At 44.3% G+C, this 12,757-nt stretch carries 17 protein-coding genes and 1 pseudogene; 17 read left to right on the top strand and 1 reads right to left on the bottom strand.

Translation table 11 applies throughout. The features are described 5' to 3' along the window. Positions 1–11 precede the first annotated feature (11 nt). Positions 12–965: a DUF1385 domain-containing protein gene (locus AU387_RS07925; RefSeq protein ID WP_059335403.1), complete on the bottom strand. Its 954-nt coding sequence runs from the start codon at positions 963–965 to the stop codon at positions 12–14. Positions 966–1,196: 231 nt separating this feature from the next. Between AU387_RS07925 and AU387_RS07920 the strand changes: the two genes are divergently transcribed. The 17 genes and pseudogenes from AU387_RS07920 (at position 1,197) to nusB (ending at position 12,746) form a co-directional block, all read left to right on the top strand. After that, entirely contained in the window at positions 1,197–1,730 is a 534-nt protein-coding gene (locus tag AU387_RS07920) for a YqhR family membrane protein (RefSeq protein WP_044154633.1), read from the top strand. 87 nt (positions 1,731–1,817) lie between these two features. Further along, positions 1,818–2,258: a type II 3-dehydroquinate dehydratase gene (gene aroQ / locus AU387_RS07915; RefSeq protein ID WP_024122024.1), complete on the top strand. Its 441-nt coding sequence runs from the start codon at positions 1,818–1,820 to the stop codon at positions 2,256–2,258. 2 nt (positions 2,259–2,260) lie between these two features. Next, positions 2,261–3,322 carry an aminopeptidase PapA gene (gene papA, locus AU387_RS07910; RefSeq protein ID WP_059335402.1) on the top strand — a complete coding sequence of 354 codons (1,062 nt, stop codon included), beginning with the start codon at positions 2,261–2,263 and terminating at the stop codon, positions 3,320–3,322. A 24-nt stretch (positions 3,323–3,346) separates the two neighbouring features. Beyond that, positions 3,347–3,904, top strand: coding sequence for an elongation factor P (gene efp / locus AU387_RS07905; protein ID WP_024122022.1), 558 nt, complete (start codon positions 3,347–3,349; stop codon positions 3,902–3,904). Positions 3,905–4,047: 143 nt separating this feature from the next. Next, positions 4,048–4,329, top strand: a complete 282-nt coding sequence (locus AU387_RS07900; protein ID WP_010334901.1) for a YqhV family protein — start codon at positions 4,048–4,050, stop codon at positions 4,327–4,329. Between the two features lie 75 nt (positions 4,330–4,404). Further along, on the top strand, positions 4,405–5,328 hold the full coding sequence (gene spoIIIAA, locus AU387_RS07895) for a stage III sporulation protein AA (protein ID WP_059293615.1): 924 nt from the start codon (positions 4,405–4,407) through the stop codon (positions 5,326–5,328). Next, a complete protein-coding gene (gene spoIIIAB, locus AU387_RS07890) occupies positions 5,322–5,837 on the top strand; it encodes a stage III sporulation protein SpoIIIAB (RefSeq protein WP_024122020.1) in 516 nt (171 codons plus the stop codon). The genes spoIIIAA and spoIIIAB overlap by 7 nt, the downstream gene beginning before the upstream one ends. Before the next feature lie 22 nt (positions 5,838–5,859). Continuing rightward, positions 5,860–6,066 (top strand): stage III sporulation protein AC, encoded by a 207-nt coding sequence (spoIIIAC, locus tag AU387_RS07885; protein WP_003153142.1) that lies wholly within the window; start codon positions 5,860–5,862, stop codon positions 6,064–6,066. Between the two features lie 12 nt (positions 6,067–6,078). Further along, positions 6,079–6,474, top strand: coding sequence for a stage III sporulation protein AD (gene spoIIIAD / locus AU387_RS07880; protein ID WP_081638335.1), 396 nt, complete (start codon positions 6,079–6,081; stop codon positions 6,472–6,474). An 18-nt stretch (positions 6,475–6,492) separates the two neighbouring features. After that, positions 6,493–7,692, top strand: a complete 1,200-nt coding sequence (spoIIIAE, locus tag AU387_RS07875; protein WP_059335401.1) for a stage III sporulation protein AE — start codon at positions 6,493–6,495, stop codon at positions 7,690–7,692. Between the two features lie 13 nt (positions 7,693–7,705). Then, positions 7,706–8,327: pseudogene (spoIIIAF, locus tag AU387_RS07870) on the top strand (stage III sporulation protein AF). Continuing rightward, on the top strand, positions 8,320–9,009 hold the full coding sequence (gene spoIIIAG, locus AU387_RS07865) for a stage III sporulation protein AG (protein ID WP_059293618.1): 690 nt from the start codon (positions 8,320–8,322) through the stop codon (positions 9,007–9,009). Before spoIIIAF ends, spoIIIAG begins: the two are co-directional and overlap by 8 nt. Further along, the gene (spoIIIAH, locus tag AU387_RS07860) at positions 9,010–9,660 is read left to right on the top strand and encodes a stage III sporulation ratchet engulfment protein SpoIIIAH (RefSeq protein ID WP_024122016.1); all 651 of its coding nucleotides are present in this window, start codon (positions 9,010–9,012) and stop codon (positions 9,658–9,660) included. A 151-nt stretch (positions 9,661–9,811) separates the two neighbouring features. Then, on the top strand, positions 9,812–10,294 hold the full coding sequence (gene accB / locus AU387_RS07855) for an acetyl-CoA carboxylase biotin carboxyl carrier protein (RefSeq protein WP_024122015.1): 483 nt from the start codon (positions 9,812–9,814) through the stop codon (positions 10,292–10,294). A gap of 11 nt (positions 10,295–10,305) precedes the next feature. Continuing rightward, positions 10,306–11,658 (top strand): acetyl-CoA carboxylase biotin carboxylase subunit, encoded by a 1,353-nt coding sequence (accC, locus tag AU387_RS07850; RefSeq protein WP_059293619.1) that lies wholly within the window; start codon positions 10,306–10,308, stop codon positions 11,656–11,658. A 20-nt stretch (positions 11,659–11,678) separates the two neighbouring features. Continuing rightward, entirely contained in the window at positions 11,679–12,086 is a 408-nt protein-coding gene (gene yqhY / locus AU387_RS07845; protein WP_059293620.1) for a fatty acid biosynthesis protein YqhY, read from the top strand. Positions 12,087–12,350: 264 nt separating this feature from the next. Further along, positions 12,351–12,746, top strand: coding sequence for a transcription antitermination factor NusB (gene nusB / locus AU387_RS07840; RefSeq protein ID WP_024122013.1), 396 nt, complete (start codon positions 12,351–12,353; stop codon positions 12,744–12,746). The last annotated feature ends 11 nt before the right edge of the window (positions 12,747–12,757 follow it).

Raw genomic sequence — 12,757 nt, 5'->3', positions numbered from 1 at the left:
GGCAACGGATATTAGATGACGTTGTGAGAGGGCTGCTCTTTTTGTTCAGATCTTTCTTCGAGTCTGAGAAGCTCGTTAAAGCTTTCGATTGCAACTTCTACTTGGTCATCCTTAGGTTCTTTCGTCGTTAACAGCTGAAGCCAGAGGCCCGGGTACCCGAGACATTTCAAACCGGGAATATCACGCACTTTATTTGTCAGCTGCAGCACTTCAAAGGAAATCCCAAGTACAATCGGTATGAGAGCGACACGATCTATAACACGCAACCAAAGCGGATCTGTCGGAACAAGCAAGTATACAAACATACCGACAATAATGGTAAATAAAATAAAGCTGGACCCGCAGCGGTAATGAAGCCGTGATTGATTTTGAACGTTCTCTACAGTAATTGGCAAATTCTGTTCATAACAGTTTATGACCTTATGTTCGGCTCCATGATATTGAAACACTCTTTTAATCAGCGGTGTCATGGATAAAAAATAAATATAACCGAGCAGCAAAATCAATTTGAATAGACTTTCAACTGCGACTTGCGCTGTGTCCGATGGAAAAACCGGTCTTGTCAGTTCAGCTAAGAAAACAGGAACCAATGTAAATACGAATTTACTGAACAAAAATGATAAGACACCGATCACTGCAAGGCTGAGATACATTGACAGCCCCGAGGTTTTTTTTTCTTCCTTAAGCGTCTCGTCCTCAGACGGATCAAGTCCGTAGCGTTCACTCGAGAAATTCAAATGCTTTGTGCCGTTAGCGCTCGCTTCAATAATAGCGGCGATCCCTCTTATAAATGGTATTTTTTTTACCCTGTTCAGCTTCGGATTGTGTTTCCGGGGAAGTTTGAAGAAATCAATGCTTCCGTCTGTTCTTCGTATGGCCGTAACGTAATTGTGTTTTCCGCCAAACATAACGCCTTCCACAACCGCCTGCCCGCCGTAAGCGGGCGGAATTTTATGTTTTGACATATTCATCAACCTGCCTATTTCTTTAGGATTGCTAACTATTTCCTTTCACTCTATTGTACAGGAAACAGCGCGAAACCTCTAGATTGACGGGCTGAAAATTTGCCAGAGCCTTGCTTTTTCTACATGCAGTATACCCGTTATTTTCAAATTTTACTCGCTGCTGTCAAAATGTGTGAGCTTTTTTATTGACATTTCATTTTTTGGGCACACTTTAACAAGGAGGTGGCCGTTATGACTAGTGAAAAAAATACAGATCAAAACGAACAAACAAAAGAGAATCAGGGACCGCCTGTGCCAATGGGCGGCAGGGTAGCGGCGACGGGTTTTTGCGGAGGCGTATTATGGAGTTTCGTCGGTTATATCGCCTACTTATTTCATTTTTCCGAAATCAGCCCCAATATGATATTGCAGCCGTTTGTACTCGGAGAGTGGAAAAAACATGGTTTAGGAACGATTATCAGCATCATTGTGATTGGCATCATTTCGATTGGCGGGGCGTTTCTTTATTATCTTCTCTTGAAACGCTTGAAAACGATGTGGCCTGGTATGTTATACGGCTTGCTGCTTTGGCTGCTCGTGTTTTTTGTGTTTAATCCGATTTTCCAGGATGTGCGCGCCGTAACTGAATTGAAATCAGATACGATTATTACAACGATCTGCATCTATCTGCTTTACGGTCTGTTTGTCGGATATTCAATTTCATTTGAATATAATGAGCTGAACTCGGAAAAGCTGGCACGTGCGCTGGGAACACAGAGAGAATAGTGTATTATCCTTTTTTGTTATGATAAAATGTTCACGAGAAGTGAACATTTTTTACATGAGAAACCCTCGCGAAAAGGAGAGAGCCATGTGCCTCATTTTTTGATTTTGAACGGCCCGAATGTCAATCGGCTGGGGAAGCGTGAGCCGGATGTATTTGGGCGTCACACACTGACAGATATTGAAACAGATCTTTTTCAATTTGCTGAAGCCTTACATATTCAGCTTACTTTTTTCCAGTCTAATCATGAAGGCGATTTGATAGACGCCATACACGAGGCTGAGGAACAATATGACGGAATTGTTTTGAATCCGGGCGCGCTGAGCCATTACAGCTATGCCATCAGGGATGCTGTTTCAAGCATCAGCCCTCCTGTGGTTGAGGTGCATTTATCAAATTTATACGCCAGAGAAGAATTCAGGCATCAGTCAGTGATCGCTCCTGTTGCGAAAGGGCAGATTGTCGGCCTCGGATCTGAAGGCTACAAGCTTGCTGTTCGCTATTTATTAAGCCGGCAAGGGGGAGAATAAAGATGAAACTTGAGAAATTAAGAAACTTGTTCGAACAGCTGGGGATAGACGGAATGCTGATTACAAGCAGCATCAATTTGCGCTATATGACCGGTTTTACAGGGTCAGCGGGCTTAGCTGTCATATCCGGAGACAGGGCTGCGTTTATTACGGATTTCCGTTATACGGAGCAGGCCAAGGTTCAGCTAAAGGGCTTTGAAATCATTGAGCACGGCGGCAGCCTGATTCAAACCACTGCCGACACAATTGAAAAGTTCGGCATCAAACGCCTCGGTTTTGAACAAAACAGTATGACCTACGGCACATACGCGTCTTACAACGCGATTATCAGTGAGGCTGAATTAGTGCCTGTGGCTGAATCCGTGGAAAAGTTGCGCTTGATTAAGTCTAATGAAGAGATTAAGATATTAGAGGAAGCTGCGAAGATTGCAGATGATGCTTTCAGCCATATCTTGACGTTTATGAAACCCGGCATTTCTGAAATAGCTGTTGCCAATGAATTGGAGTTTTATATGAGAAGCCAAGGAGCGGACAGCTCTTCTTTTGATATGATTGTCGCCTCGGGCCTTCGGTCAAGCCTTCCCCATGGAGTGGCAAGTGACAAACTGATTGAAAGCGGGGATCTTGTTACGCTGGATTTTGGCGCTTACTATAAAGGATATTGTTCTGACATTACCCGAACGGTCGCTGTAGGCCAGCCTAGTGATCAATTGAAAGAAATTTATCAGGTCGTATTTGATGCTCAGGCACTCGGCGTCGAACATATTAAGCCGGGTATGACAGGCAAAGAGGCTGACGCCCTGACAAGGGATCATATCGCTGCAAAAGGCTACGGCGAGTACTTCGGCCATTCAACCGGGCATGGGCTCGGCATGGAAGTTCATGAGTCGCCGGGGCTGTCCGTCAGATCTTCAGCTATCCTTGAACCGGGCATGGTGGTTACAGTGGAGCCGGGCATTTACATACCAGAAACAGGCGGTGTCCGAATTGAAGATGACATCGTGATGACAGAAAACGGCAACCGGACAATTACCCATTCCCCAAAAGAACTCATTATTTTGTGATTGGAATATAGGAGGACATTAAACATGATTTCAGTAAACGATTTCCGTACAGGATTAACAATCGAAGTGGATGGCGGCATTTGGCGCGTCGTTGACTTCCAGCACGTAAAACCGGGTAAAGGTGCGGCATTTGTCCGTTCTAAACTTCGCAACCTGCGTACTGGCGCGATTCAGGAAAAAACATTCCGTGCTGGTGAAAAAGTGGCAAAAGCGCAAATCGAAACAAAAACAATGCAATACTTATATGCAAACGGAGATCAGCACGTATTCATGGATACAAGTTCTTATGAACAGCTTGAATTGAGTGAAACTCAAATTGAAGAGGAATTAAAGTATCTGCTTGAAAATATGTCTGTACACATCATGATGTACCAAGATGAAACACTCGGAATCGAACTTCCGAACACGGTTGAGCTGAAAGTGGTAGAGACTGAACCTGGCATTAAAGGTGATACGGCATCAGGCGGTACAAAACCTGCGAAAACCGAAACTGGTCTTGTTGTAAACGTGCCGTTCTTTGTCAATGAAGGCGACACTCTTGTAGTCAACACATCAGATGGTTCTTACGTTTCAAGAGCGTAAGGAGAAAAAAGAGGCCTGTTCCCAATTGGGAGCAGGCTTTTTTTGTGCGCAAAAACAGAATCTTTCTTTTATACGAAAATGGCAAGACTACTTCCGCCAGCTAGAGCATATCATATAAAAAAATGGGAGGTTGGGAGAGTGCTATGAAATTTTTTCTTGGAAATATTAATTCTACTGTTTTGACAATGGCCGGATTGCGAGTTTTATCCTCCATGATTGAGCTGACGGCCGCGATTGTGATGCTTGTGACAAATGATGTCCGCAAAGCGGTTGTGGTCAACAGCATTCTTGCTATTGTCGGTCCGCTGATTTTTATCATCACCATGACTGTGGGAATCTACCAAATTGCCGGGCAGCTGTCATATGCAAAACTGATCTTGATTTTTACGGGTGTCGTGTTGATTTTAGCGGGTGTCCACAAATAAAGAGAGGCTTGTCATAAAGTCTGCCTCACATCATACATTTTAAAGAAGCCGATCGGTAGAAAGGAGGAGACTCTGTTGAATGAAATTGCTGACGTTCTCCCTGAATCCATGAAAAACGCCCTTTCTGAAATACCGGAACATCAATGGCTGGAAATCGAAGAAATCAGAATTCGGGTTAACCGCCCTGTTGAACTGATACGAAAAGGACAACCTCTTTTTTTGTCCTATGCGGGCACGGCCGAGGATGCCCACCTGATCCTCAGCCGGCTGAGCAATTATAGTATGTATACGCTCGAAGAAGAGCTGAAGAAAGGGTATGTCACCATCAGGGGCGGCCACAGAGTCGGACTTGCAGGCAGAGTCATTACAGAAAACGGAGGGGTGAAGGGCCTCCGCGACATTGCGTCTTTTAATATACGAATTGCCCGGCAAAAGCTTGGTATTGCAGAACCGCTGCTGCCTTATCTGCATCAAAACGGCTGGCTGAATACATTGATTATCGGTCCGCCGCAAACCGGTAAAACAACGCTGCTTCGGGATCTTGCCAGACTTGCGAGCAGCGGCAAGAACCGGATTCCGCCCGTAAAGACAGGCATTGTCGATGAACGGTCGGAAATTGCCGGGTGCCTGCGCGGCATTCCGCAGCATCAATTCGGACAGAGAATTGACGTGTTAGATGCCTGTCCGAAGGCTGAGGGGCTGATGATGATGATCCGGTCAATGAGTCCCGAGGTGATAATCGTTGATGAAATCGGAAGAACGGAGGATACAGAAGCACTTCTCGAGGCGCTGCATGCCGGTGTTTCGGTCATTGTATCCGCGCATGGCTGGAGTATTTCTGATCTGACGAAGCGGCCTTCATTAAAGCGTCTGTGGGAAGAAAAAGCCTTTGACCGCTATTTGGAATTATCCAGAACGAAGGGACCGGGCACGGTAAGCCGTATTTATGACAAAGACGGAAACGTGCTTTCGGGAACGAGGGACGTGAAAACATGCTGAAGCTGTTAGGCGCTGTATTCATTGTAGCTGCGACAACATGGACAGGTTTCGAGACGGCGAAAATTTATACAGAACGGCCAAGGCAAATCCGTCAGCTGCGTGCGGCGCTCCAATCTCTCGAGGCGGAAATTATGTACGGCCATACACCGCTTCATACCGCTTCACAGCAGATCGCAAAACAGCTTGCACAGCCTGTTTCGGCTCTGTTTCTCAGTTTTAGCGAACAGCTGGAGAAAGGCAGTGATTCCGCTAAAACGGCATGGGAGCAAAGCTTAAAAAAAGTGTGGGACAACATGTCACTGAAAAAAGCCGAATATGATGTGCTGAAGCAATTCGGCGAGACGCTTGGGATTCACGATCGAATCTCACAGCAAAAACATATCAAGCTGGCACTTACACACTTAGAGGCATCGGAAGCGGATGCTGAGCAGGCACAAGCGAAAAATGAAAAGATGATAAAAAGTTTAGGCTTTTTAGCGGGCTTGTTACTCATTCTTCTATTGATGTAAACGTGAGGGGAGCAAAAATAAAATGGGAGTAGACGTTAATGTCATTTTTCAAATCGCCGGAGTGGGAATCGTGGTCGCTTTTTTACACACGATTTTGGATCAGATGGGAAAAAAAGAATACGCCCAGTGGGTGACGCTGTTAGGTTTTATCTATATTTTATTTATGGTCGCCACCATTGTGGATGACCTCTTTAAAAAGATAAAAGCTGTGTTTTTATTTCAAGGATAGGGGGGCTTACAGATTGACATTGTTCAAATTGTAGGTTTAGGGCTGATCGCCACCTTCCTTTCTTTGATCGTAAAAGAACAAAAGCCGACATTTGCCTTTTTAATTGTCGTATTTGCCGGATGTGTTATTTTTCTCTATTTGGTAGATCAAATCTACGACATTATCAGAATGATTGAAAAAATAGCCGTTAACGCCAATGTCAACATGGTATATGTTGAAACGATTTTAAAGATTATCGGAATCGCCTATATTGCTGAATTCGGGGCGCAGCTCACCAAGGATGCCGGTCAAGGGGCCATCGCCTCGAAAATAGAATTGGCGGGGAAAATTCTGATTCTCGTTATGGCTGTTCCTATTTTAACCGTGATTATTGAAACGATTCTTGGACTTATACCTTCCATGTCATAACCGAAAGGAGGCGGCAGATTGAAGCGTTTTCGATGGGCGTTGGTTCTTGCAGTGCTGCTCGTATTCGGCTGCACAGAAATTGTACAAGCAGCAGACGATTCGGTCCAAACAGAAGAACATACCGAAACGCCGGAGCAATTGGCTGAAAAAACGGCAGAGTCGCTTGAAACAGACAAGATCGGTGAATTTTGGAATGACATAATGACGGAGTACGGCGGGCTTCTGCCGGAAAGTCAAAAAGGAAGTTTGCTTGAGTTTATAAACGGCGATAAATCTTTTTCACCGCAAGAATGGCTGAAGGCTCTCTTTTCTTATTTGTTTCATGAAGTGCTTGCCAATGGAAAGCTTCTCGGCACGTTGATTTTGCTGACAATTTTTTGCGTCATTCTTCAGCTTCTGCAAAATGCATTTCAGCAAAGCACAGTCAGCAAGGTTGCGTACGCAATTGTTTATATGGTGCTGATTATCCTTGCACTGAACAGCTTTCATATAGCGATCAATTATGCGACAGAGGCGATTCAGACGATGACCAGTTTTATTTTGGCTCTCATTCCTCTCCTGCTGGCGCTTTTGGCTTCCTCTGGAGGAGCTGTATCTGCGGCCTTCTTTCATCCTGTTATTCTCTTTCTAATGAATACGAGCGGTCTGCTGATTCAAAATATCGTCATGCCGCTGATTTTCTTATCAGCGATTCTGAGCATCGTCAGTACAATGACTGAACAATACAAAGTAACGCAGCTGTCCAATCTTCTCAGAAATATTGCCATAGGAGCGCTGGCAGTCTTTCTCACTGTGTTTCTCGGCGTCATTTCTGTGCAGGGTGCCTCGGCGGCAGTGACAGACGGCATTACGCTCAGGACGGCTAAGTTTATTACCGGCAACTTCATTCCTGTTCTTGGAAGAATGTTTACTGACGCAACAGATACAGTGATCAGCGCTTCCTTATTGCTGAAAAATACGGTGGGAATCCTGGGTGTCGCCATTTTGATTTGTATTGCGGCTTTCCCGGCAATCAAAGTGCTTTCTCTCGCTTTTATTTACAAGCTGGCAGCCGCGATTCTCCAGCCGCTCGGCGGCGGTCCGGTCATTACCTGTCTCGATGTCATCAGCAAAAGCGTCATTTATATTTTTGCGGCTCTCGCTATTGTGTCTCTCATGTTTTTTTTAAGCCTTACCGTCATTATTACTGCCGGAAACCTCACGATGATGATGAAATAAAGGAGGCTGACGGATGAGTTTTTTAACTGAATGGCTTACCAGCATCGTCTTATTTATCCTATTTGCAATCGTCATTGATATGCTGCTGCCGAGCTCCAGCATGCAAAAGTACGCAAAAATGGTAGTCAGCCTGCTGCTGATCGTCGTCATGCTTACTCCAATCTTTAAGCTTTTCAAAACAGACCCCGAAGTCATCTTTGAATACCTCACAAAAAACGGGCAATCGGAATCTGCCGAAATAAAAAATCAGATCAATTCAAAAAAAAATAGAAATACAAGCTTCCCAGCGCGCATATATTTTAGAAGAAATGGCTGTCCAACTAAAAAAGAAAGCGGAGGAGATGTTCAGTCATGACGAATATAAAGTAGACCAAATCAAGATCACGGCAGGAGAAAAAGTAGATTCAGAAGAGGATATCAAAACAATCAGCGTGTATATGGCCCCGTCTTCTGAAAAAACGGTCCAAACGGTCGCGCCGATCGACATTAATACGGATCATGCATACGTCACGAAAGAAAAAGCGGAACAAAAAGAAGCTAAACAGATTGAGACAAAGCTTGCGGACATTTGGGAAATCGGCAGTGAGAAAATTACGGTTCATATGGAAGGCGGGGAGAGGATCGGCAATGAATAAAAACGGATTATGGAACGTATTGAAAAAGCAGTTTCTTCCGGGGCAATCGAAGGACGGCGAAAAACCGAAGCTGACCAAATATCATTACTTTCTGTTCGTTTTTGTTCTCGGCGTCTCCTTTATGCTTGTCAGCCAGCTCTTTTCTTCAACGGAGAAAACGGAAAACGCCCAGACGATAACAGCACCGGCATCAGCTGATTCGGCGGACAGCAAAGAGAAAACAGCTGAAGTGTTTAAAGCCTCTAAATCTGATGATCCTAAAAACTCTATTGGCGATTATGAAAAAGAATATGAAAACCAGCTGAAAGAAATTCTTGAAACCATTATCGGCGTGGAGGATGTCTCGGTTGTGGTCAATGTAGACGCAACGTCACTGAAGGTTTATGAAAAAAACAAATCAAGCAAAAATACAACAACTGAAGAAACAGACAAAGAAGGCGGAACTAGAAGTGTGACGGATCAAACATCAGAGGAAGAAATCGTCATGATCAGGAATGGGGATAAAGAAACCCCTGTTGTGGTTCAAACGAAAAAACCTGACATACGCGGTGTACTCGTTGTTGCTCAAGGAGTGGACAACGTTCAAATAAAACAAACCATTATTGAAGCGGTGACACGGGTCCTGGATGTTCCAAGCCACCGGGTTGCGGTTGCCCCTAAAAAAATAAAGGAGGATTCATAAATGCTCAAAAAACAAACCGTTTGGCTGTTAACAATGCTCAGTCTTGTTGTGGTGTTAAGTGTTTATTATATCATGTCACCGGAAAGTAAAAACGCGGTGCAGATGCAAAGTGAAAAAAGCCCGTCTGACAGCGGTGAGGTAGCAACTGAAAAAACACCTGCCAAGGAAGACACAAAGGAAAAAAACGGTGCTGAAACAGAAAAAGAAGACGGAACAAAGGGTACGAAAGATTCTTCATCAGACAAAGAAACTTCCGCTGAAGCGAGTGAAAAAGGAACAGTTGTGACCGAAACCGCCGATGATGATCTCTTCACAACGTACCGCCTTGATTTAGAGGACGCCAGAAGCAAGGAAAGGGAAGAACTGAATGCGATCGTATCCAGCGACGATGCAACAGCAAAGGAAAAGAGCGAAGCATATGATAAAATGACAGCCCTCAGTGAAGCGGAAGGAACAGAAAAACAGCTTGAAACACTGATTAAAACACAAGGCTATGAAGATGCCCTCGTAAATGCGGAAGGAGACAAAATCAACATCACGGTCAAGTCTGACAAACACTCCAAATCTAAAGCTACAGCCATCATAGACCTTGTTGCCAAAGAAATTAAAACGATGAAAGACGTTGCTGTCACATTTGAGCCTTCCAAATAGTTAATGAACAACCGCCCGCCGAAACGCGGGCTTTTTGCATGCCAATCATATTAGAGTTGAATTCAAAAGTCCGCTCCTGTAAGATAAACATAGTATGTACTTTTAGTAGTAACCTATAAAAAGAAATTTCAATACATAGGAGTGCGATGGAATGTTAAATATTAAAGAAATCCATGAGCTGATTAAAACAATTGACGAATCTTCAATTGATGAATTCGTATATGAAAATGAAGGTGTTTCCCTAAAACTGAAAAAACACGAAGCGGGTACAGTGCAAGTGATGCAGCAAGCACCGGCAGCACCTGTACAAGCAGCGGCTCCGCAAACGGCACAGCCGCAAGCGCAGCAAGCAGCGCCGGCACCTGCACAAGAGGCGCCGAAACAAGATGAAAACCTGCATCAAATCAAATCGCCGATGGTGGGAACATTTTATGCTTCTTCATCACCGGAAGCCGGTCCTTATGTAACTGCAGGCTCTAAAGTAAATGAAAACACAGTTGTCTGCATTGTGGAAGCAATGAAGCTATTCAACGAAATCGAAGCGGAAGTAAAAGGCGAAATCGTTGAAGTATTAGTTGAAAACGGCCAGCTGGTTGAGTATGGACAACCTCTATTTCTTGTAAAAGCAGAGTAAGGAGACTTAACATGATAAAAAAGCTATTGATCGCCAACAGAGGAGAAATTGCTGTCAGAATCATCAGAGCCTGCAAAGAGCTCGGCATTGAGACTGTCGCTGTTTATTCAGAAGCTGATAAAGATGCCCTGCATGTGCAAATGGCTGATGAGGCTTTTTGTATCGGACCGAAAGCGTCAAAAGACAGCTATCTAAACGTTACAAATATCGTAAGTGTCGCCAAGCTTACCGGCACAGACGCTATTCATCCGGGATACGGATTTTTAGCTGAAAACGCCGACTTCGCGGAATTATGTGAAGAAGTGAATGTCACGTTTGTCGGACCTAGCGCTGAGGCCATTTCAAAAATGGGAACAAAAGACGTTGCGCGGGAGACGATGAAACAGGCGGGCGTGCCGATCGTTCCAGGTTCACAAGGAATTATAGAAAATGTGGAAGAAGCGGTTTCGCTGGCTAATGAAATTGGGTATCCTGTAATTATAAAAGCCACCGCAGGCGGAGGCGGAAAAGGAATCAGGGTTGCGCGCACCGAAGAGGAATTGATTAACGGCATTAAGATTACTCAGCAGGAAGCTGCAACTGCATTTGGAAATCCTGGAGTTTACATCGAAAAATACATAGAGGATTTTCGTCATGTTGAGATCCAAGTGCTTGCCGATAATTATGGAAATACCATTCATTTGGGCGAACGCGACTGCTCGATTCAAAGACGCCTTCAAAAGCTTTTGGAAGAATCACCATCTCCTGCGCTTGATTCAGAAATCAGAGAGCAGATGGGTGAAGCAGCGGTTAAGGCTGCAAAAGCAGTTGGCTACACAGGCGCGGGAACAGTTGAATTTATTTATGACTACAGAGAACAGCGCTACTACTTCATGGAAATGAACACAAGAATTCAAGTGGAGCATCCAGTCACAGAAATGGTGACAGGAACAGACCTGATTAAGGAACAAATCAGAGTCGCATCAGGAATGGAACTCACCCTCAAACAAGAAGATGTTCTATTTGAAGGCTGGGCCATCGAATGCCGAATTAATGCGGAAAACCCTAGCAAAAATTTCATGCCGTCACCTGGTGAAATCAAAATGTATCTGCCGCCGGGCGGTTTAGGTGTCCGTGTAGATTCAGCCGCGTATCCGGGCTATACCATCCCTCCGTACTACGACAGCATGATTGCGAAAGTAATCACATACGGAAAAACGAGAGATGAAGCGGTTGCCCGCATGAAGCGCGCATTAAGCGAATTCGTCATCGAAGGCATAGAAACAACAATCCCGTTCCACATCAAACTGCTTGAACACGAAACATTTGTCAGCGGAGAGTTTAATACGAAGTTTTTAGAAACATATGATGTAATGGGCTCATAATTTTTACGGAGGTGAATTGAATGAAAGACAACAGCTTGCTTAAAATGGATCAGGAAGACACGCATTTAGGTAAGGTTGAGATCGCGCCGGAAGTCATTGAGGTGATTGCGGGTATCGCAGCTTCTGAAGTTGACGGCGTTGCTGAAATGCGCGGGAACTTTGCGACAGGGGTCGTCGAGCGCTTCGGCAAAGTAAACCACGGCAAAGGCGTAAAAGTCGACTTGGCGGATGACGGAATTACGATCGATGTCTACTGTGTTGTCGCATTCGGCGTTTCCATTCCGAAAGTCGCAGCGGCCGTTCAGGAAAACATTCGTCAAACCTTATTAAATATGACGTCTCTTTCAATTAACGAGATCAATATTCACATCGTCGGCATTCAATTTGACACAAAAGCCCAGGAAGTCGAAATCGACGAAGAAATGTAAATGGCTTAACAGAAAACCAAGGGGAGGGCGGCCCTTTGGTTTTTTTACACGTTACCCTTTATTTCAAAGCATGAAGAAAGCCGGCTCGAGGCAGCCGAGTTTCTTCATGATCGTGAAATCCGAATGATCATATGAAGGTGTGTAAAAATATTCGGTAATAGGGTCGAAAAACCTTGATTTCAATATGCGGATACGAAAAAAATATGTTATGATCTCTTTATGGCTTAACGACAAGCGGATAAAGAGGATCAAAGGAGAAAGAAAATGAAAAGAAGAACAGCAAGAGAAAAAGCTTTGCAGGCACTATTTCAAATTGATGTCAGCGATATTGCAGTGAATGAAGCCATTGAACACGCATTAGATGAAGAAAAGACAGATCCTTTCTTTGAAAAGCTTGTATACGGTGTACTTGAACACCAGGTTCAGCTGGATGAAATGATTTCGAAACATCTGGTGAATTGGAAGCTTGACCGGATTGCCAATGTTGACCGTGCTATTTTGCGTCTGGCAGCATACGAAATGGCATATGCCGAAGACATTCCGGTAAATGTCTCCATGAACGAAGCGATTGAGCTGGCGAAACGGTTTGGTGATGACAAAGCGACAAAATTTGTAAACGGGGTTCTTTCTAACATTAAATCTGATATTGAACAATCATAGGAGGAAAGAAA

The organism is Bacillus halotolerans, from assembly GCF_001517105.1.
Taxonomy (GTDB): Bacteria; Bacillota; Bacilli; order Bacillales; family Bacillaceae; genus Bacillus; species Bacillus halotolerans.
Note: the sequence above shows the minus strand (reverse complement) of the source record. Positions and strands in the feature narration are given on the sequence as shown.